Annotated in this window: 21 protein-coding genes; 18 read left to right on the top strand and 3 right to left on the bottom strand. The window is 61.5% G+C overall.

Annotated features, from left to right (window positions below):
* Nucleotides 1-63 precede the first annotated feature (63 nt).
* From hflX to thiE, 11 genes are all read left to right on the top strand, one after another.
* Nucleotides 64-1,542: a GTPase HflX gene (gene hflX, locus AC1U7K_RS01875; RefSeq protein ID WP_480249100.1), complete on the top strand. Its 1,479-nt coding sequence runs from the start codon at nt 64-66 to the stop codon at nt 1,540-1,542.
* 2 nt (nt 1,543-1,544) lie between these two features.
* On the top strand, nt 1,545-2,234 hold the full coding sequence (nth, locus tag AC1U7K_RS01880; RefSeq protein WP_480249101.1) for an endonuclease III: 690 nt from the start codon (nt 1,545-1,547) through the stop codon (nt 2,232-2,234).
* On the top strand, nt 2,198-3,097 hold the full coding sequence (locus AC1U7K_RS01885; RefSeq protein ID WP_480249102.1) for a YicC/YloC family endoribonuclease: 900 nt from the start codon (nt 2,198-2,200) through the stop codon (nt 3,095-3,097). Before nth ends, AC1U7K_RS01885 begins: the two co-directional genes overlap by 37 nt.
* A 68-nt stretch (nt 3,098-3,165) precedes the next feature.
* Nucleotides 3,166-3,816 carry a guanylate kinase gene (gene gmk / locus AC1U7K_RS01890; protein ID WP_480249103.1) on the top strand — a complete coding sequence of 217 codons (651 nt, stop codon included), beginning with the start codon at nt 3,166-3,168 and terminating at the stop codon, nt 3,814-3,816.
* Between the two features lie 22 nt (nt 3,817-3,838).
* Nucleotides 3,839-4,243 carry a DNA-directed RNA polymerase subunit omega gene (locus AC1U7K_RS01895; RefSeq protein WP_480249104.1) on the top strand — a complete coding sequence of 135 codons (405 nt, stop codon included), beginning with the start codon at nt 3,839-3,841 and terminating at the stop codon, nt 4,241-4,243.
* Nucleotides 4,244-5,467 carry a bifunctional phosphopantothenoylcysteine decarboxylase/phosphopantothenate--cysteine ligase CoaBC gene (gene coaBC / locus AC1U7K_RS01900; RefSeq protein WP_480249105.1) on the top strand — a complete coding sequence of 408 codons (1,224 nt, stop codon included), beginning with the start codon at nt 4,244-4,246 and terminating at the stop codon, nt 5,465-5,467.
* A gap of 120 nt (nt 5,468-5,587) precedes the next feature.
* On the top strand, nt 5,588-6,037 hold the full coding sequence (gene aroQ, locus AC1U7K_RS01905; protein WP_480249106.1) for a type II 3-dehydroquinate dehydratase: 450 nt from the start codon (nt 5,588-5,590) through the stop codon (nt 6,035-6,037).
* A gap of 21 nt (nt 6,038-6,058) precedes the next feature.
* A complete protein-coding gene (gene efp, locus AC1U7K_RS01910) occupies nt 6,059-6,619 on the top strand; it encodes an elongation factor P (protein WP_480249107.1) in 561 nt (186 codons plus the stop codon).
* Nucleotides 6,620-6,723: 104 nt separating this feature from the next.
* On the top strand, nt 6,724-7,188 hold the full coding sequence (gene accB, locus AC1U7K_RS01915) for an acetyl-CoA carboxylase biotin carboxyl carrier protein (RefSeq protein WP_480249137.1): 465 nt from the start codon (nt 6,724-6,726) through the stop codon (nt 7,186-7,188).
* Nucleotides 7,189-7,276: 88 nt separating this feature from the next.
* Nucleotides 7,277-8,635: an acetyl-CoA carboxylase biotin carboxylase subunit gene (gene accC / locus AC1U7K_RS01920; RefSeq protein ID WP_480249108.1), complete on the top strand. Its 1,359-nt coding sequence runs from the start codon at nt 7,277-7,279 to the stop codon at nt 8,633-8,635.
* Nucleotides 8,636-8,639: 4 nt separating this feature from the next.
* Nucleotides 8,640-9,296 carry a thiamine phosphate synthase gene (gene thiE / locus AC1U7K_RS01925; protein WP_480249109.1) on the top strand — a complete coding sequence of 219 codons (657 nt, stop codon included), beginning with the start codon at nt 8,640-8,642 and terminating at the stop codon, nt 9,294-9,296.
* Here thiE and bioD read toward each other — a convergent pair.
* The gene (gene bioD / locus AC1U7K_RS01930) at nt 9,253-9,969 is read right to left on the bottom strand and encodes a dethiobiotin synthase (RefSeq protein ID WP_480249110.1); all 717 of its coding nucleotides are present in this window, start codon (nt 9,967-9,969) and stop codon (nt 9,253-9,255) included. The genes thiE and bioD overlap by 44 nt on opposite strands.
* A 37-nt stretch (nt 9,970-10,006) precedes the next feature.
* A complete protein-coding gene (locus tag AC1U7K_RS01935; protein WP_480249111.1) occupies nt 10,007-10,783 on the bottom strand; it encodes an SDR family NAD(P)-dependent oxidoreductase in 777 nt (258 codons plus the stop codon).
* Nucleotides 10,784-10,846: 63 nt separating this feature from the next.
* Between AC1U7K_RS01935 and AC1U7K_RS01940 the strand changes: the two genes are divergently transcribed.
* Nucleotides 10,847-11,632, top strand: coding sequence for a hypothetical protein (locus tag AC1U7K_RS01940; protein ID WP_480249112.1), 786 nt, complete (start codon nt 10,847-10,849; stop codon nt 11,630-11,632).
* Between the two features lie 15 nt (nt 11,633-11,647).
* On the opposite strand, the gene AC1U7K_RS01945 is transcribed toward AC1U7K_RS01940, so the two are convergent.
* On the bottom strand, nt 11,648-14,596 hold the full coding sequence (locus AC1U7K_RS01945; RefSeq protein ID WP_480249113.1) for a proline dehydrogenase family protein: 2,949 nt from the start codon (nt 14,594-14,596) through the stop codon (nt 11,648-11,650).
* A 148-nt stretch (nt 14,597-14,744) separates the two neighbouring features.
* Here AC1U7K_RS01945 and AC1U7K_RS01950 point away from each other — a divergent pair, with 148 nt between their 5' ends.
* From AC1U7K_RS01950 to AC1U7K_RS01975, 6 genes are all read left to right on the top strand, one after another.
* The gene (locus tag AC1U7K_RS01950; protein WP_480249114.1) at nt 14,745-15,572 is read left to right on the top strand and encodes an acyl-CoA desaturase; all 828 of its coding nucleotides are present in this window, start codon (nt 14,745-14,747) and stop codon (nt 15,570-15,572) included.
* Nucleotides 15,573-16,051: 479 nt separating this feature from the next.
* Nucleotides 16,052-16,915 carry an Mrp/NBP35 family ATP-binding protein gene (locus tag AC1U7K_RS01955; protein WP_480249115.1) on the top strand — a complete coding sequence of 288 codons (864 nt, stop codon included), beginning with the start codon at nt 16,052-16,054 and terminating at the stop codon, nt 16,913-16,915.
* 20 nt (nt 16,916-16,935) lie between these two features.
* The gene (locus tag AC1U7K_RS01960; protein WP_480249116.1) at nt 16,936-17,241 is read left to right on the top strand and encodes a Rieske (2Fe-2S) protein; all 306 of its coding nucleotides are present in this window, start codon (nt 16,936-16,938) and stop codon (nt 17,239-17,241) included.
* 97 nt (nt 17,242-17,338) lie between these two features.
* The gene (pdhA, locus tag AC1U7K_RS01965) at nt 17,339-18,304 is read left to right on the top strand and encodes a pyruvate dehydrogenase (acetyl-transferring) E1 component subunit alpha (RefSeq protein ID WP_480249117.1); all 966 of its coding nucleotides are present in this window, start codon (nt 17,339-17,341) and stop codon (nt 18,302-18,304) included.
* A 2-nt stretch (nt 18,305-18,306) separates the two neighbouring features.
* A complete protein-coding gene (locus AC1U7K_RS01970) occupies nt 18,307-19,290 on the top strand; it encodes a pyruvate dehydrogenase complex E1 component subunit beta (RefSeq protein WP_480249118.1) in 984 nt (327 codons plus the stop codon).
* A gap of 20 nt (nt 19,291-19,310) precedes the next feature.
* Nucleotides 19,311-19,676, top strand: a complete 366-nt coding sequence (locus AC1U7K_RS01975) for a hypothetical protein (RefSeq protein WP_480249119.1) — start codon at nt 19,311-19,313, stop codon at nt 19,674-19,676.
* Nucleotides 19,677-19,679 lie beyond the last annotated feature (3 nt).

Raw genomic sequence — 19,679 nt, forward strand, 5'->3', positions numbered from 1 at the left:
ATCGGGCTGATCATCAACCGCCGCGGTGTTATCGAGCAGGTCATCGTCGGAAATGGCAACGAATTGGTACTGAACGATCTCTGGAAGTATCGAGTCGGTCAGCGATCGCTGCGCGGGATCCGGCTCGTGCATACCCATCTCAACAATGAGCCGTTGACCCAGGATGATTTGACGGATCTCGCCCTCCTTCGCCTCGATCTCATCGCCGCCATCGGCGTAGGACCGGATACGTTGCCTGCGTCGATATATGTCGCGCACCTGGTACCGGCCAATCCTCGAGGACAGCTCTACGAAATCTTTCCGGCCACGCCGTTTCATCAATTTCACCTTGACTACCAGGGTTTCATCGATGCACTCGAAGACGAGTTGGCGCGCGAGGCGGCGAGCCACGCCGTCAAGGCGGGAGAGGCGACGGCCATCTTGGTCAGCGTGTCGACGAAGAGTCGCGTGCTGCAAGAGGAGCGCCTCGATGAATTAGTCGAGCTGGTGAAGTCCGACGGCATGACCGTGCTCGATACCGTCATGCAGCGGCCGAAAGAGATCCACCCCAAATATCTCTTGGGGAGTGGGAAGCTCAAAGAGGTTGTGATGAAAGCCCTGCAACGGAGGGCCGACGTGGTTATCTTCGATCAGGATTTGACGCCGGCTCAAGTGCGGGCCATCGCCGATATCACGGATCTGCGGATCATCGACCGCACGCAGCTCATTCTCGACATTTTCGCGCGCCGGGCGCACAGCCGCGAAGGGAAAATTCAGGTCGAACTCGCGCAGCTTCGGTACCTCCTGCCGAGGCTCGCGACGGCGGGAAAAAGTACGACCCTCTCGCGTCTGGGCGGGGGCATCGGAGGCCGCGGTCCAGGCGAGACGAAGCTCGAAACGGATCGGCGCCGCGTGCGAGATCGCATCACGCACCTCGAGCACCAGTTGCATGCGTTTGCGCGGCATCGCGATCAGCGGCGGGCGCGTCGATCAAGGCGGATGCTGCCGATCATCTCGATCGTCGGTTATACGAATGTGGGGAAATCGACGCTGCTCAACGCCCTCACCGACAGCCATGTGCCGGCACAGAATCGCCCGTTTGAAACGCTCGATACGTCAAGCCGCAGGTTGCGGTTTCCCGAGGACCGTGAAGTGATCATCACCGATACCGTCGGTTTCATCCGGGACCTGCCCAAAGACTTGGTGGGCGCGTTTCGGACGACCCTCGAAGAACTGCTCGATGCCGACTTCCTGTTGCATGTCGCCGATGCGAGCGCGCGCGATCTGGACGGCCAGATCAAGGCGGTCGAGACGACGCTAAGCGACTTGGGATTGGACGATGTGCCTCGCCTCCTTGTGTTGAACAAGATCGATCGGTTGAGCGAAGAGGACGTCGACATGCTGCGGCGCCGCTACCGTGCTTTGGCGATCTCTGCCCTCCGGCCGGACACCCTTCCGCCGCTCGTCGCACACTTGGATCACGTCCTTCGCGAGCGCCACATGGAGATGCAAGGCGAGGTCCAGCTCGGTGAGCCGGTAGGACCGACAGCCGAGAGATCGTGATCATGCGTATCGTGTCACAAAGGCCTGCTGGGAGGAGCCAGGCGGGGACGAAAGCGAGGCTCGCGCGGATCCTGGCGAAGCTGGAGCGCGCCATCCCGAACGCGCGAGTCGAGCTCAATTACGTCTCGCCGCTCCAACTTTTGGTTGCCACGATCCTGTCTGCGCAATGCACCGACGAACGGGTCAATCAGGTCACACCCACGGTGTTCCGGCGGTACCCGAACGCCGCTGCATATGCCGAGGCCGATCCGGGTGAACTTGAGGCGATGATCAAGCCGACCGGGTTTTACAAGAGCAAAGCTAAGAGCTTAGTCGGATGCGGCAAGGCGTTGGTCGAGCGGTTCGGTGGCCAGGTGCCGAGAACCATGGAGGAGTTGGTGACGTTGCCCGGCGTGGGACGCAAGACGGCGAACGTGATCCTTGGCGCGTGTTTTGGTCAGCCCGCAGTCGTTGTCGATACGCACGTCACCCGTGTCGCGCAGCGCCTGGCGTTGACCCGAGCCGATGAGGCCGATGTCATCGAGCAAGACCTGCAACGACTGATGCCGAAGGAGTGGTGGACGCGCGGCTCCCAACGACTCCTGTTGCATGGCCGGTATACGTGTCTGGCGCGCAAGCCGAAGTGTGATCAGTGCGCGATCTACGACGAGTGTCGATGGGAAGGAAAGCAGCGCCGATGCTCAGAAGCATGACCGGATACGGGCGGGCGGAAGAAGCGTGGGACGGCGGCCACGTCACGGCTGAGGTGCGCTCGGTCAATCATCGATTTTGCGAGGTGGTGGTTCGGTTGCCGAGAACGTTCGCGGCGTTGGAAGAGGATCTCAAGAAAGCTGTGCAGGAGCGCTGTGCGCGCGGCCGGATCGAATTAGTGGTGTCGTTGAGCGGCAGCAAGGAATCGACAAAGCGTCTGAGTCTTGACCATGAATTGGCAAGACAGTACCATGGCCTCCTTCGCGAGTTGAAGAAACGGCTGCGACTCTCCGGGGCAGTGGATTTGGCTACGATGGCGGGATTTCGGGACATCATTACGGTGGTGGAGTATGCGGCCGACGAGCAACGATTGGCGGAACGGATCAAGGGGGCGACGAGCAAAGCGCTCAGCGCATTGGAGGAGATGCGCCGCCGAGAAGGCGTCGCGCTTTCTCAGGACCTGAAGAGCCGCCTCGCCTCCGTTCGAAACGTGGTGTCAGTCGTGGCGGAGCGGGCGCCGCTGGTGGCGCAACAGAACTTTGATCGGATGAAGAGCCGCGTGGAGAAATTGCTCGGCTCGACCGACCTCGACACCGCACGATTGCACCAAGAGTTGGCGCTCTATGCGGACCGCGCCGACATCACCGAGGAGTTGACACGGGTGGGGTCGCATCTCGACCAGTTCGAAGGCGCACTCGACAGCCGGGAGCCGGTTGGCCGGACGATGGATTTCCTCCTCCAGGAAATGGGGCGGGAAGTCAATACGCTGGGATCGAAGGCAAATGATGCCGCCATCGCGAGTCACGTCGTCAGACTGAAGGGCGATCTCGAGAAGATTCGCGAGCAAGTGCAGAATATCGAGTGAGGCCGGGTCTCCTGAGACGGTGAGCGATGAGCTGAGCGTTCACGCTCACGACTCACCGTCACGACAACATGGAACGACGCGGATTATTGTTCGTGGTGTCGGCTCCGTCCGGGGCGGGCAAGACGACGCTCTGTAAAGAGCTCGTGGCCACAGTGCCCGACCTCCGCCATTCAATCTCCTATACCACGCGCAAACCGAGACCCGGTGAGGTCCACGGCCGCGAGTACTATTTCGTCGATGACGCGCAATTCCAGGCGATGGTGGATCGCGACGAGTTTGCGGAATGGGCGCCGGTGTACGGGCACCGGTACGGGACTCCCCGGGCGGCCTTGATCGAGATGATGGACAAGGGCATCGATGTCTTGCTCGAAATCGATTCGCAGGGCGCGATGCAGATCAAGCGAAAGTTCGACGATGCGGTCTACGTCTACATCATGCCACCGTCGATCGAGGCCCTTCGTATTCGCCTGCAGCAGCGTGGCGGTGACAGTCAGGAGGAGATCAATCGCCGGTTGCAGAAGGCGCGCGAGGAGTTGTGGAGCTATCGGGAGTACTACTACATCGTGAAGAACGATGACATGAAGCAGGCGATCAAGGAATTAGAGTCGATCGTGCTCGCCGAGCGGATCAAGACCAAACGGTTGGATCTTCATTGGCTGGAAGAGAATTTCATTCGGGACAAGGACCCTCAAGCACGCACATCCGAGATGTCACAGTGAGTGAAGGAAGGAGCAAGGCCCTATGGTAGAGATGCTGTCGTTATTGCCAGAGAATAGCGTGAAACCATTCGATTCGCGGCATCGTCTGGTGATTGCGGCCTCGCAACGCGCCAAGCAATTGATGCAAGGCGCGAGGCACACGATGCCGTCGAAGTTCACGAAAGAAACGACGATGGCGATCGAGGAGATGCTGCAGGCCCGGTTGGAGTATCTCGTCGGAAAAGACGCCCGGCAGGCGATGAAGGATGCCAAGCGCGTGAGAGAAAGCGAGATCGAACGGATGGCCATGGCCGCGGCCACCGCGACCCTCGGTGAAGATGCTCGGGAGATCAAGAAGGAGCTGAGCGTCTACGTCGACGACTCACCGAAGGTCGAGGAAGCCGAAGGGGAGGCCTCGCCGGAATCCGAATCCGAGGGCGAAGAATAAGTGACACCGCCTGCGCCGCGATTCGCCGGTCTGCGCATTGTGCTCGGCGTGAGCGGCAGCATCGCCGCCTACAAAGCGGTGAGTTTACTTCGGACGTTGATTCAGGAAGGGGCCGACGTGTCCGTCGTGATGACGGAGGCGGCGACCCGATTCATCACTCCACTCACGTTCGAGGTCTTGTCCCGCCATCCCGTCGCCCTCGAGCTCTTTGCCGCGCACGAGCAGATGCTTCATCTGTCCCTTCCCGAACAAGCCTCCGTCATGGTGGTTGCCCCGGCGAGTGCGAATCAGCTCGCCAAATACGCCGCCGGGCTCGCCGACGATCTGCTGAGCACGATGGTGCTCACTGCGCGCTGTCCGTTGATCGTTGTGCCGGCGATGGATGGCGGGATGTGGGACCATCCGGCCGTGCAAGCGAACGTGGAGGCGCTTCGCCGCCGCGGTGTGACCGTGTTGGATCCGGAGGAGGGGCCGTTGGCTTCCGGACGCGTGGGCAAGGGGCGCCTCACCGAGGAGACGACGATCCTCGATGCGATCGAGCGGGTACTTGCGCGACGCCGTGACTTGACCGGCGAGCGGGTCCTGATCTCGGCAGGGCCGACGCAAGAGCCGATCGACGCTGTACGGTTCATTTCGAATCGTTCGTCGGGCAAAATGGGTTTTGCACTGGCGGAAGCGGCGCGGGACCGCGGTGCCGAGGTCATCGTGGTCAGCGGCCCGACGACCGTGGCGCCCCCGGCGGGTGTCGAGATCATCCCCGTCGCGACCGCCGAAGAGATGTCCAAAGCGCTGCACGCGCGCTTTTCGTGGGCCACGGTGCTGATCATGGCGGCGGCGGTCGCCGATTTTCAGATCGCCGGACCGGAAGCCCGGAAGATCAAAAAACAAGAAGGGCGGTGGCACGAGCTGAAGCTGGAGCCGACCGAGGACATCGTTGCCTCGCTGGTCCAACGGCGCACCACGCAACGCATCGTCGGCTTTGCGGCGGAAACCGAGCGGCTCATCGAACATGCCACCGAGAAGCTCCGGCGAAAAGGATTGGATGTGGTGGTGGGAAACAACGTCGCCGAAGCGGGTTCCGGATTTGGATCCGAAACCTCCGCTGCCGTGCTGATCGATCGCGAAGAACGCGTGACGCGAATTCCAATGATGCTGAAGCGTGAGCTGGCCGATCGGATCCTGGATGTCGTGAAGGCATTGGGCGAGAAGAAGGCGCGTTCGTGATGCCGACCGTGTTCTCCGATCACGATCTTTCGCCAGGTTCTGTTTGACCGTTCCCGCCGCCGCCTGCTAGAATGGGCGCCGTTTTGTGGCTTCCCCGGTCCGCTGGTCCTCCTCCTACGGATGATCAACATTCTCGTACTCCATGGTCCGAACTTGAACCTGCTCGGAGCCCGAGAGCAGTCCGTGTACGGCCAAGCATCGCTGAAAGAGATTGATGCCTCGATCGAGGATTTGGCGAAGGAGTTGGGGGTGCGGGTCGACATCCGCCAATCGAACATGGAGGGCGAATTGGTCACGTGGATTCAGGAAGCCCGACATCGGTTCGACGCGGTGATTCTCAATCCCGGCGCATACACGCATACCAGCGTGGCGATTCGCGATGCGATCGCGGCGGTTGAAGTGCCGGCCATCGAAGTGCACATCAGCAACATTTACAAACGCGAGGCATTCCGGCACCGGTCCTACATCGCGCCGGTTGCGTTGGGGCAAATCAGCGGCTTCGGACCGGCCGGGTACTTATTAGCGCTGCGCGCGGCCGTTGATCATCTTCGTACCGCATCATCATCCTGACGAGGACAGGGAGGACTGTTTGTGATTTCGACAGCGGATTTCCGAAATGGCGCGCGGCTGCTCATTGAAGGCGAACCCTTCTACATCGTCGAGTTTCAACACGTGAAGCCCGGCAAGGGCGGCGCGTTCGTGCGCACGAAATTGAAGAGCTACAAGACCGGCAGCGTGCAGGACAAGACCTTTCGTTCGGGGGAAAAATTTCAAGAGCCGGATCTCGAAGAGCGCGAAATGCAATTTTTGTATGCCTCGGGCGATGCGTATACGTTCATGGATACCGAGACGTTCGAGCAGTTCACGTACGACAAGAAGCAGTTGGGGGACAACGCGGATCTCCTGAAAGAGAATACGGTCGCGAAGATTCTCATCTACGAACATCGACCGCTCGCGGTGGAGTTGCCGACCTTCATCGAACTCAAGGTCGTCGACGCCGAACCCGGTGTACGAGGTGACACGGCGTCTGGTGGAACCAAGCCGGCCGTCGTCGAAACCGGCGCGGTCATCAAGGTGCCGCTCTATTTGGAAGTCGGTGAGGTGATCAAGATCGATACGCGCACGCGCGAATACGTGGAGCGGGTCCGGTGAGAAAGGCCAAAGGCCGAGAACGTGCGGCGAAGGGCCGTCGCTCGCCGCCACCGTTCCGCCCCGCCCCGCCTGCACCTTCGCGTTCGGTCGATGGGACCGATGATTTGGCCGGCCAGAGTCGGACCATCCAAGCCTTCATCGATTTGCTGAAGCAGCACAATCTCGCCGAGTTGGAATTCGCCCAAGGCGAGTTTCTGATTCGCCTCAAGCGCGAGGTCTCCGCGCCCGCCGTAGCTCCCCGTTCTGATATGCCGGCACAAGTCGGTCAGCCGGCCGCGCCCGAGAAGCCGTCCAAGCTGTCGCCGGAGCAAACAGAAGGGCTGGTGACGATTACCTCTCCCATTGTGGGGACGTTTTACCGGTCCCCGTCGCCCGATGCCGATCCCTATGTCGAGGAAGGTGATCTTGTGAAGAAGGGCCAAGTGCTCTGTATCGTCGAGGCGATGAAGTTGATGAACGAAATCGAATCCGAAGTGGATGGGCGGGTGGTCAAAATCTTGGCCGAGAGCACCAAACCAGTCGAGTATGGCCAGCCGCTCTTTCTCATCGATCCTGCTCACACGACCTGACCGTGCGGACCATTCACGTTACTCGTGCAGGCGAACCGACCTACCCATTCCGTCAGTGTGACAAGCGGCGATCAACGGGGAGACCGTCGTGTTCAAGAAGATCTTAGTGGCCAACCGCGGAGAGATCGCCCTCCGCGTGATTCGGGCCTGTAAAGAACTCGGCATTCAGACCGTCGCGATTCACTCCGATGTCGATGCCAATTCGCTCCATGTCCGCCTGGCCGACGAGCACGTCTGCGTCGGGCCCGCCGACGACGGTCTGAGTTATCGCAACATTCCGAACGTCCTGAGCGCCGCGGAAATCACCGGTGCGGAAGCCATCCATCCCGGGTACGGGTTCCTTTCGGAGAATGCCCACTTTGCCGAAGTCTGCGAATCGATCGGCCTGACATTCATCGGGCCGACATCCGAAAATATCGCCGCGCTGGGCGATAAGGCCCGCGCACGCGAGATCATGATGCGCCGCGGAATTCCGGTCATGCCGGGCAGTCCCGGAGAGTTGCACAGCGAAGCGGAGGCGTTGGAGGCGGCCAAGAAGATCGGCTTTCCGGTGATCATCAAGGCATCGGCTGGCGGCGGCGGTCGCGGGATGCGCGTCGTCAACAAGGAAGAGGACTTGATTCGGGCGTTTCAAGCCGCGCAGACCGAGGCGAAATCGACGTTTGGCAATGAAGCCGTCTATCTCGAACGCTACTTCATCGAGCCGCGCCACATCGAAGTCCAGGTCCTGGCCGATGAGCGGGGGCGCGCGGTCTATTTGGGGGAGCGCGACTGTTCGATTCAGCGGCGCTATCAAAAGTTGGTGGAGGAGACGCCGTCACCGGCCGTGGATGAGCCATTGCGACGTGAGATCGGCCGGGTGGCGGTCGAAGCGATCAAGGCGGTCCATTACCGCAACGCCGGCACCGTGGAATTCCTGCTCGACAAAGACCACAATTTCTATTTCATGGAGGTGAATGCGCGGATCCAGGTGGAGCACCCGGTGACCGAAATGATCACCGGCATCGACCTCATCAAGGAGCAGATCCGTGTCGCCGCGGGCCTTCCGCTTCCATTCCGGCAACAAGAGATTCGCCTGACCGGCCACAGTTTCGAATGCCGGATCAATGCGGAAGATCCCGAGAAGTTCACGCCCTGTCCTGGGCTGATTACGCGCTATCATCCGCCCGGCGGCATCGGGGTGCGAGTCGACTCCGCGATGGAGTCCAACAGCACCGTCGTGCCGCACTACGATTCGATGATCGCCAAGCTGATCACCCACGGCCAAGACCGCGAAGAAGCGATGGCGCGCATGCGGCGGGCATTGGATGAGTTCGTCATCGAGGGCATCAAGACGACGATTCCCCTGCACCGTCGCATTTTCAACGATGCGGAATTCATGAAAGGGCGCGTCTCGACGAGCTTCCTCGATCGCCTTCTTGCCAATCAAGCGGCGCCAGACAAGTAACGACGTGGCCGCTCACGCTCGGCCCGGCTTGCGCGGGCTGTACGTCATCCTCGATCCCCAGGTCGTTCGCGGGTTCTCCCTCGTCGAAGCGCTGCGTCTGGCGACGGCCGGCGGGGCTCGACTCTTTCAATATCGTGATAAGGTTTCCTCGCCGCGTGACGTGTACCGGTCCGCCGAGCGGTTGCGGCAGGCGGCCGACGACGCAAAAGCCTTGTTCGTTGTGAACGATCGATGCGATATCGCGATGGCGGTCGATGCGGATGGCGTCCATTTGGGGCAGGATGATCTGCCGGTGCGCGATGCGCGGACGATCCTCGGGCCGTCAAAGTTGATCGGCCTCTCGACCCACACGGCCGAGCAGGTGCGTGTGGCGCCGAATGATGCCGATTATCTGGGATTTGGCCCTATTTTTCCGTCATCGACGAAGCGGGATCATGATCCCGTCGTAGGGATCGAGGGATTGCGTACTATCCGGACGCTGACTCGGCGACCGATTGTCGCGATCGGGGGGATCGACGTCGAGCGGGCCTCCGATGTCATGGCCGCGGGTGCGGACGCCGTCGCGGTCATCTCCGCCATCTGGACGGCGCAGGATCCGGCCGCCGCCGTCGCCGCCCTCATTCAGCGCCTTTCAGTACACGATCCGCCAAATCCACGATAGCGGGCGACCTCGCCAACTGTTCGATCCCAGGGCGCCACGCCGTCTCGAGAGCCGGATCATGGTCGAGAGGACCCAAGACCGGCACGCCGCTGAACCCGCGCAAGAGATCCACCGTCGAGGCGACCTGTTCACCCTCGACCGGCCTCATCACTTTCCCTGCCGTGTTCAGAACGAGAGCCAAGATCGGCCGGCCGGTGCGCCGAAGCGCTTCGAGCGTCAGCAGCGCGTGGTTGACGCCGCCTAACGCCGCTCGGCCGACGACGACGACAGGAAAGGCGAGCCGTTCTATCAATGTCCGGACATTGGCGCCCTCGGTGAGCGGGACCAGTAGCCCACCCACGCCTTCGACCAACACAACATCCGTCTCTGTCAGACCAGCGATCCGATCGACGATGAGATCGACGTCGATCGAGACGCCCGCGGCGCGGGCGGCCGTGAGCGGGGCAACCGGAAGCCGAAGCCGATAATGAGGGATGCCCGACATGTCATGACAGGGAGCGACGGCGTGCAGTTTGTCGACGTCGGATTTCCGGCCGGCCTCCTCGACGCCGGTCTCGATTGGCTTGAGCGCGACGACGCAGAGGCCGCGCTCGCGAATGGCATACGCCAATGCCGCGGTCACGACCGTCTTGCCCACCGCTGTATCGGTGCCCGTCACGAAACAGCCGATCATGATGCCTCGTATCCTGTCGAACGAGAAGCGAACACGATCAAGGAAGAATCCGGCTATCGAGGTTCCACACCTGTCCGGACACGTCGCGTGCCGTCGCCAACGTCACAATGCACCGAGCAATCTCCTCCAGGTCGGCGGGGCGATGCAACACGTGGTCGTCGAACTCGGCCGGCAGGGCGGACGCCGCGAGTTCCGTCGGATGCCAACCGGGGCAGACGAGATTGACCCGGATATTGTGCTCACCCCACTCCCGCGCGGCCGTTTTCACGAGGCCCAGAAGTCCCGCTTTCGACGCGGCGTACGCGGCTTGTCCCCGCTGGCCTTGGAAGCCGGCGTACGAACCGATGACCACGATCGATCCGCCGCCATGTGCAGCCATCCAATGCCCGCCTGCTTGGAGAGAGGAAAATACCCCGCTCAGGTTCGTCGCAATGACCGAGGCCCACTCGTCCAGCGGCAGCCGGACCAACAGACGGGTCGGCCCGATGCCGGCATTGCACACCAAGACGTCCAGGCCGTGCGACGACTCCGCATATTGGTTGATCATCGCCTGCATGTCGCGGTGCTGCCGTACGTCGGCTTGACAAATGACAGCCTCGCCGCCGGATGCGATGATCTCAGTCGCGGTCTGTTCCGCTTCGTCCTTTCGGTCGCGGTAGTGGACGCCCACCCGCCACCCGGCGCGGCCGAACTGAAGAGAAATTCCGCGTCCGATCCCGCGAGAGCCACCGGTGACGAGTACGACCGAGCGCGGCGAACGAACGCCGGAATGATTGGTGACCATCTGCGTATTATTCACAACGTTGTCTGGCAAGGCAATCTGCTTGCTGCTCTGCGGACGCTTGTGTTACCGTTTTAGGGTATGAGCCTCCTCGTAATGCGCGCAATGATTGTAAGCGCGATGGTCGCCGTCGCGAGTGGGGCCTCCGTCCACGCGATGGATCCCGCGCTCCCGCCTGGCATCGAACGAGTCGGTAATGCCGAGGATTACTTTCCCGACGCCATCGGGCTGCAGTGGCGGTATCGTGGAGAAATCGTGGAGGGCCCGCTTCAGTCCATTGGCCGAACGGGCTTCGTCAATATTTCCACGGTGAAGGGGACCGACAAGGTCCGAGGCGTTTTGGTGAAGGTGTTTCATGACACCAACCCGGGCAATCATGGGCCCTCGGACAGCTTCTACCGTCGGGACCTCGCGGGCATCGTGTACTACGGCTCGGAGCCCGGCACCTCGATTGAGAAGCAACTCGTTCCCTATCAGATCGTCCGTTTTCCCATCGATATTCCATCATCGTTCCAGCAGTTCGACCGGAAGGGATTGGATTTTGGCAGCGACTTGGACGGCGATGAGGTGAACGAGCAGGCCGACATGCACGCAATCGTGACGGTGCTCGGCAAAGAGCCGGTGACCGTCCCGGCCAGGACCTATCCAGAGGCGATCCGGATCGAAGCGAGGATGACGATGCGCATCACGCTGTCTGCCGCCAAGCGCTCGGTGATCGGCAGCGACGTGATGACGGCGTGGTTTGCCAAAGGGGTGGGACTGGTCAAATACGTCGAGCGCCAGGAACTGCCGCCGTTACGATCCGATCGCGGGATGGTGACCGAGATTACGGAAGAATTGGAATCGATGACGACGAATCCTCGGGCGAGTCGGGTTCCGTAACGACCTCATCCCAACTCAAAATTCCGAGGGTGCAAAGCCGCGCCGGATCGTATTCTCACTGACCACCCGGGTCACCAGGAATTGTAAGAGATACTCCTCGCCTCCGGTTTTCGCACCGACCCCCGAGAGCCGATGTCCGCCGAAGGGCTGCCGTGCGACGAGCGCCCCGGTGATGGACCGGTTGATGTACAAGTTCCCCACGTCGAACGAACGCCGAGCCATGTCAATGTGCGCGGGGCTGCGCGAATAGAGCCCGCCCGTGAGGGCATAGCACGAGTCATTAGCGAGCGCGAGTGCCTCTTCGAATGACCGAGCGCGCATGACGGCGAGCACGGGTCCGAAAATCTCTTCCTGCGCGAGGCGGTGGCTGCGCTCGATATCGGCGAAAATCGCGGGGCCGACGAAGTAGCCCGGACAATCCACTTCGCGACCGACGACCAGTCGGCCTTCCTGTTTGCCGATCTTGATGTACTCCTTCACTTTCGCCAGTGCCCGCGCGTCGATCATCGGACCGACACTGGTGCCCGGCTCATCGGCCGGGCCGATGCGGAGGCTCAGGACGGCGTCCGTGAGCCGGCGGAGAAAGACGTCGTAGATTGATTCATGGACGATCGCCCGGGAGCAAGCGGAGCACTTCTGCCCTTGATACCCGGTGAAGGACCGAACCACCCCGAGGACGGCCTCATCCAGGTCAGCCGTCTCATCCACGATGATGGCGTTCTTTCCTCCCATTTCGGCGATGACCCGTTTGACCGCCCTGTCGCCAGGTTGGACGTCGGCGCTGATTTTCAGAAGTGCCAAGCCGACGTCCTTCGAGCCCGTAAAGGCGATCAGGTCGACGTTCGGATGCGTGGCGAGTGCGCGACCGATCTCGGGGCCCCCGGGCAAGACCTGTAACGCCGTCTTCGGGACTCCGGCCTCATACAACAGCTCGGTCAACAGCAGGCCGAGGATTGAGGCCCGCTCTGAGGGTTTGAAGAGGACGCTGTTGCCCGTGACGAGTGCGGCGGAGACCATGCCGGTGGGAATCGCCAGCGGGAAGTTCCACGGGGCGATGACGACCGCGGTGCCGCGAGGATCGTAGAACACCTCGTTCAGTTCGCCCGGCTCATGTCCAAGGCGCCTCGGTTCGGCAAGCCGTTTCATCTCGCGGGCATAGTACTCCAGAAAGTCGATCGCCTCGGCGACGTCGGCATCGGCCTCTCGCCACGGCTTTCCCGTCTCGAAAATTTCCCACGCAGCCAACTCGAATCGGCGTTGCCGCATCAGGCCGGCGGCCTTGATCAGCCGATGCGCGCGCTCAGCGGCGGGAACGGCGCGCCACTGTTGATCGGCCCGCACGTACTCCACCGCGCGCCGTGCATCTGCCTGATCGGCTGTCGCCACGCGGCCGATGATTTCATCGGGGCGGCCGGGGTTGCGAGAGGGAACTTCGGCTCCTGAGGCACGTTGGCCGGCGAGGTCGACGGCGAACCGCTTGCCGAAGCGGTGGCGTACCTCCTCAATCGCTTGCTGCATCGCCGCGCGTGCCGACGCCTTGGAGAAGTCCGTGTGCGGTTCATTGGTGAACCGATCCGATAGACCGGCGGGCCTTGGAGCGGCGGACGCGACTAGCGGTGGACTCAACAGACGTTCCAGCGGCTCGTGCTCGGAGTATTCCTTCCGTAGGAACGATTCGTTGGAGGTATTCTCCAACAGCCGACGAACGAGGTACGCCATGCCGGGAATCAGTTCGCCGACCGGCGTGTAGAGTCGCAGGCGCCGGCCAGATGCCACGACCGCATGTTGGAACGGTTCCGCCATGCCGTAGATCATTTGGTACTCGTACGCCTCGGGAGGAACCCCCATCGTCTGTGCCGCCGCTTCCGCATGAGCCAGGCTCCGAAGGTTGTGCGTGCCGAACGCCGGCCGGACGATGTCGATGTGTTCAAGCAGCAGACGGGACAATCGCTCGTAGCTGGCGTCGGTTTCCGCTTTCGATTCGAACACCGGTATGGGCCAGCCCCGTTGTTGATAGCGGATCATCTCGGAATCCCAGTACGCGCCCTTCACGAGCCGCACGCCGATCGGGCTGCCTCGCGCCCGACCCCACTCCAACAACCGGCCAAGGTCCGCCTCCGTCTCCTTTAAATAAGCCTGCAGTGCAATCCCGGCATACGGGTAGGACCGGTACGGCTCTTCTGTAAGGATTCGCATGAAGATGGACAGCACGAGATCCTTGAATTCCGCCTGCTCCATGTCGAATGTGATCGACGCGGGCAGGGTTCGGCCGAGGTCGAGCAATGGACGCAGCCGCGCGGCGACCGCCTCGTACGAACCCTCGGGATCGATTGGATCGAGTTGTGAATAGAGCGCGGACAGTTTGACGGAGAGATTGACGCGCGGAATCGGCCCGAGATGGTCGCGCTCGGGCAGCGGCGTGGCGGGCCAGGTGGCCGTCGCTTTCGCCAAGGCGTTCAGCGCCGCGACGCACTGATCGCGATACCGGTCCGCTTCAGTTTCGGCCACGCACGCCTCGCCAAGCAGATCCACAGAGAAGGTCCGGCCCTCCTTCCACATCCCGGCCAGCGCCGGCTCGGCATCCTCGGGGCTCACGCCGGCAATGAACAGTTTCGCCATGTTCAAAATTTGCTGGCGCATTGATGGCGCGCTCATGCGGGCGCCAAGTTTCGTGGAGGACAACAGACGCATGCCCCACTGGACCACGCCGGCCGGCGCCGTGAGGTTGCCGAAATATTCTTCGATGAGTGTGGCCAAGCGCGTATCGTCCGCGACCGCCGGCAGCACGTCGACGAACCGGAACAACCGAACCTTGAACGTCTCGTCCTTCATGGCCCAGTCGAGTAGCGCATTCGACCACCACCGCCGCTCGAACAGAGCCGGCGATTGACCCGCCGCCCGCTCGGCCAAGGCGCGACCGATACGGACAATATCGGGTTCGAATGAGGCAATGTCAGGCTTCATACGTCAATGGGTTAGACCATCCCCTGTTCGTACTATACACTTTAGCGGGTGGAAAAATTTTAGTTGAAAAGGTCGATGCCATTCCTCTAACATGGCACCGCCTTTTTCCCTGCTTTTGCCATTCGCAACACGTTCATCGGAGGAGACAGTGGCGACAGAGACCAAGATTGATTATATAACGATCGTCCTATTTTTCACCGTCACCTTGGGGGCTGTCGTCGGAGTCCCGGTGTTCGGCGTCGTCTACGGGTTCACGACGTTCGATTGGGTCCTTCTCGGCGTCCTATACGTGGTGACAGGGCTCGGGATCACCGTCGGGTATCATCGTCTCATCGCCCACCGTAGCTTTGAATGCCAAGACTGGGTCAAGGCAGCCCTGCTGATCGCCGGGGGCTGGGCATTGGAAAACTCGGCCTTACGCTGGTGTGCCGATCACATTCGGCACCATGCGAAGTGCGATCAGCCTGAAGACCCGTACAATGCGACGAAAGGGTTCTGGTACAGCCACTGCGGGTGGCTGTTCGTCGATACGCCGCATCGGGAAGAGAAGTATGAAAGCCGGCTGCGCAAGGATCCGCTGATCATGTGGCAGCATCGATACTATGTCCCGATCCTGCTGTCCGGATTTGCCGTACCGCTCGTCGCCGGTTATCTCAATAATGGTTGGATGGGCGCCGTGAGTTGCTTCTTGCTCGCCGGCGTGGCGCGCACGTTTCTCGTGCTCAACTCCACGTTCTGCATCAATTCGATTTGCCATCTGTGGGGCGCGCAGCCCCACGGCAACTTCGACAGCAGCCGGGACAGTTGGTGGATCTCGGTGATTACGTTCGGCGAGGGCTATCACAACTATCACCACATGTATCTCCGCGACTACCGGAATGGCCCTGAGTGGTACCACTTCGATCCGTCCAAGTGGCTGATCTTCACCCTCTCCAAGCTGCGCCTGGCCTATAATCTCCAGCGGCACCAAACCTAATTCTTGGCGCGACCGTCGTCGTCAGATCAACCAGCGACCGTGGCGCGCCAGACCGACCTTCCGGCCATGGCACTGGATGCCGGAAGCGGGGTCGCTTCGCGAGACTTGATTTCACGTCTTGGCGCGACCGGCGTCATCAGATCAACCAGCGACAGTGACGCGCCAGGTACCGACCGGTCGTGGCGATTGATCACCGGAAGCGAAGCGCATGCGCGATCAGATGTAAGTTCTTGGCGCGACCGTCGGTGGTTGACACGCGACCGTCACCCGTCAGACGGACTTTTCCGGCCATGGCACTGGATACCGGAAGCGGGCGCATGCGCGATCAGGATCTAGCCGGACTTTTTTGCGCTCTCCCGCCGTTGTCTGCTTGTCTCGCTGGAAAGGCATGACGTATCATGAACCAAGCGGTCCGGCGACGACTTGCGACCGGGCGTCTCTGGTAGGCGACCAATCGAGCGATGAAGGAGAAGTAAGCCATGGCTGACGCAGCAGCCGAGCAGGGCCAACAGGAGCGTTTGATTCCAGGCGTCCAGCACGTCATTGCGATCAGCAGTGGGAAAGGCGGGGTCGGCAAGTCGACGGTCGCCGTGAACCTGGCCGTCGCTCTCCATCAGCTTGGCGGCAAAGTCGGATTAATGGATGCCGACATCTATGGGCCCAACATCCCGATGATGATGGGCGTCACGAAGCCGCCCGAGCAAACGGACGGAAAGATCCAGCCCGCCGAGAGCCACGGCGTGAAGTTGATCTCCATGGGCTTCTTCGTTCCCGAAGAGACGGCGGTGGTGTGGCGCGGGCCGATGGTCCACACGGCGATCCAGCAGTTCTTCCGCGATGTCGTGTGGGGCGAACTCGACTATTTGCTCGTCGATCTGCCACCCGGCACCGGCGATGCACAGCTGACGATCTCCCAGGTCGTTCCTTTGCGTGGGGCGATTACCGTCACCACCCCTCAGGAAGTGGCGCTCCATGACGTGCGCAAGGGGCTGATGATGTTTCAGAAGGTCAACGTCCCGCTGCTCGGCCTCGTCGAGAACATGAGCTATTACGTGTGCAAGCACTGCGGGGAACGCGAAGACATCTTCTCGACGGGCGGCGGCGAACGTGCGGCGGACAAGCTCGGCATTCCATTTCTGGGTCGCATTCCCATCGATCCCGCCATCCGCGCCGGCGGGGACACGGGGCTGCCCATTGTGGTGGCCGATCCGGCCTCGCCGCAGGCCAAGGCTTTTCAAGAGATCGCAAAGAAAGTCATGGCCGCACTGGGCGCTGAACCGACGCAGGGTCGACCGAAGACGATCGAGAGCTTGCTTCAGAAGATCAAACGTCCGAAAGGCTGACGGCAACGGAGGAGGAGACGATGGGAGCATTCAAGCGCGCGGCCTGCGCCGCGGACGTCAAGCCCGGAACCGGAATCGTGGCGGAAGTCGAGGGCCAGGCCATCGCGCTCTTCAACGTCGATGGGACCTACTATGCGATCGATAACACGTGTGTCCACCGCGGCGGCCCGTTGGGCGAAGGTGAACTCGAGGGCGATGTGGTGACGTGCCCGTGGCACGCATGGCAGTTCAACGTGAAGACCGGCGTGTCCCTCAACAATCCGGCGGCGTGCGTGAAAACCTACCAAGTCAAGCTGGAAGGCGACGACATCCACGTGCTGCTGTAACGGCGCTTCCTTCCTTTTCGCTCGCCTTCATTTTCACCACGGCCCTGTAGGTCTCCCGCCTTCTTGTCGTCACTCCCGCCGTTGGGCATAATGCCTCATGGACCGCGACGACCTGTTCGACCTCTACCGGCAGATGTTGCTGATCCGCCGCTTCGAGGAGAAGTCGGCGGAAATGTACGCCCTCGCCAAGATCGCCGGCTTCCTCCATCTCTACATCGGTGAAGAAGCGGTCGCCGTCGGCGCCATCGCGGCGATTCGGCCGGACGACTATGTGATCACCGCCTACCGCGATCACGGTCATTGCCTTGCCAAGGGCTCCGATCCCAAAAAAGTCATGGCGGAGCTGTTCGGGAAGGTCACCGGGCTCTGCAAGGGGAAAGGCGGCTCGATGCACTTGATCGACGTCGACCGTCATTTCATGGGCGGCTATGCGATCGTCGGGGGCCACCTCCCGCTGGCCACCGGGCTTGCATTTGCTGCACAGTACGAGCAGCGCGACCAGGTGGTCTTGTGTTTCTTCGGCGAGGGCGCGTTGCCGAGCGGGCAGGCGCATGAAGCCTTCAATCTCGCGGCGCTGTGGAAGCTTCCGGTGATCTTTATTTGCGAGAACAACCGATTCGGGATGGGGACGCCGGTGCATCGCGCCGTCGCGATGTATGACGACATTCTCGACACGGGACGGTCGTATGGCATCCAAGGCGAACGGGTCGACGGGATGGACGTCCTGACGATGCGCGAGGTCACGCGTCGCGCTGTCGACCGGGTGAGGCAGGGCCAGGGGCCCTATTTCCTCGAGGCCATCACCTATCGGTTCATGGGACATTCCATGGCCGATCCGGCGCATGGCCATTACCGCACGAAGGAAGAAGTCGAAGAGGAGCGCAAGCGCGATCCCTTGATCCTGCTCAAGCAGACCATGCTCGACAAAGGCCTCGCGAAGGAGGAAGACTTCAAGCACCTTGAGCGCGAGATTGCTGCGGTCGTCGCCGACTGCGTGAAATTTGCCGAGGACAGTCCGTTTCCGCCTCGGGAGGAACTGCACACGGACGTGTACGTGGAGTAGGCATGCCGACCCTGCTGACATATCGGGAAGCGCTCAACCAGGCGATGCGCGAGGAGATGCGGCGCGACCCCACGGTGTTCCTCATCGGCGAGGAGGTGGGCTACTACCAAGGCGCGTTCAAGGTCAGCAAGGGGTTCGTGGAGGACTTCGGCCCAAAGCGCGTGCTCGATACGCCGATTACCGAAGCGGGATTCACCGGGCTTGCGATCGGGGCCGCGATGGCGGGCCTGCATCCGATCGTCGAGTTGATGACGTTCAACTTCGGCATTCTTGCGATGGATCAGATCGTCAACAACGCCGCCAAGATTCGCTACATGTCGGGCGGGCAGCTCTCGGTCCCGATGGTGATCCGTGGGCCGGGCAGCGCGGCGCACCAATTGGCGGCGCAACACTCCCAGAGCCTCGAAGCGTGGTTTGCGCACGTGCCGGGCTTGAAGGTGATGGCTCCCGCGACCCCGCACGACGCCAAGGGCCTGTTGAAGAGCGCGGTGCGCGACCCGAACCCGGTGATCTTTATCGAGGCGCAATTGCTCTACGCGACAAAAGGCGAGGTCGCGGACGGCGAGTACACGATTCCGATCGGCCGGGCGGAGATCAAGCGAAGCGGACGTGATTGCACGGTGGTGGCGTATTCGAAAATGCTCTTGCTCGCGCTTGACGCGGCAAAAGCCTTGGAGAAGGACGGGATCGACATCGAGCTCGTCGATCCGCGCACGTTGAAGCCGCTCGATCTCGACACGATCGTCACGTCCGTGAAGAAGACGGGACGGCTCGTGATCGTGGAGGAAGGTTGGCGGTTTGCAGGTCTCGGCGCGCAGATTGCCGAGAGCGTCTACAGCGCGGCGTTCGACTATCTCGACGGCCCGATCGTGCGCGTGACCGGCGAAGACGTGCCGATGCCCTACACGCGCCCGCTCGAAGACGCCGCCATTCCAGACGTGGCGCGTGTCACCGCCGCGGTCAAACGGGTGCTCGGTCGCAATTAACCCTTATCATGGAGGCCGCGATGCCTACCGATGTGGTCGTCCCTCGGCACATCGAAGTGACCGAGATGATGGTGCGATTGTACGTGTTTCTCGCAAACTACTTGGATCGGTGTGTGAACGAGTCGGCCCGGCAGACCTATCCCGAAGAGGAACTGCAGGCCCATCTCACCGAGACGGTGGAGCGGCTGTCGGAAATCCTTTCCATCAATCGCGTTGTGAAGGCCAAGGTTGAAAAAGAATGTGATGAAATCCTGGCGCTCGGCTCTGCGTGTCTGAAGGCGGGGGGCAGCGGCACCATGGCGGAAGACATCAAAACCGCGCGCAGCGTCTTGCAGAACAAGATGATCGCGCTGAGTGATGTGCTCGCGGTGTTTCGGTCGATTTGAAGG

The organism is Nitrospira sp. Vd2, from assembly GCF_979581665.1.

Excerpts from the sequence above, each read along its gene's own strand:
- AC1U7K_RS01970 (WP_480249118.1), top strand. The coding sequence starts at position 18,307 with ATGCCGACCCTGCTGACATATCGGGAAGCGCTCAACCAGGCGATGCGC.
- AC1U7K_RS01945 (WP_480249113.1), bottom strand. The coding sequence starts at position 14,596 with ATGAAGCCTGACATTGCCTCATTCGAACCCGATATTGTCCGTATCGGT.
- nth (WP_480249101.1), top strand. The coding sequence starts at position 1,545 with ATGCGTATCGTGTCACAAAGGCCTGCTGGGAGGAGCCAGGCGGGGACG.
- gmk (WP_480249103.1), top strand. The coding sequence starts at position 3,166 with ATGGAACGACGCGGATTATTGTTCGTGGTGTCGGCTCCGTCCGGGGCG.
- AC1U7K_RS01975 (WP_480249119.1), top strand. The coding sequence starts at position 19,311 with ATGCCTACCGATGTGGTCGTCCCTCGGCACATCGAAGTGACCGAGATG.
- AC1U7K_RS01895 (WP_480249104.1), top strand. The coding sequence starts at position 3,839 with ATGGTAGAGATGCTGTCGTTATTGCCAGAGAATAGCGTGAAACCATTC.
- AC1U7K_RS01960 (WP_480249116.1), top strand. The coding sequence starts at position 16,936 with ATGGGAGCATTCAAGCGCGCGGCCTGCGCCGCGGACGTCAAGCCCGGA.
- AC1U7K_RS01885 (WP_480249102.1), top strand. The coding sequence starts at position 2,198 with ATGGGAAGGAAAGCAGCGCCGATGCTCAGAAGCATGACCGGATACGGG.
- AC1U7K_RS01940 (WP_480249112.1), top strand. The coding sequence starts at position 10,847 with ATGCGCGCAATGATTGTAAGCGCGATGGTCGCCGTCGCGAGTGGGGCC.
- pdhA (WP_480249117.1), top strand. The coding sequence starts at position 17,339 with ATGGACCGCGACGACCTGTTCGACCTCTACCGGCAGATGTTGCTGATC.
- AC1U7K_RS01955 (WP_480249115.1), top strand. The coding sequence starts at position 16,052 with ATGGCTGACGCAGCAGCCGAGCAGGGCCAACAGGAGCGTTTGATTCCA.
- aroQ (WP_480249106.1), top strand. The coding sequence starts at position 5,588 with ATGATCAACATTCTCGTACTCCATGGTCCGAACTTGAACCTGCTCGGA.
- bioD (WP_480249110.1), bottom strand. The coding sequence starts at position 9,969 with ATGATCGGCTGTTTCGTGACGGGCACCGATACAGCGGTGGGCAAGACG.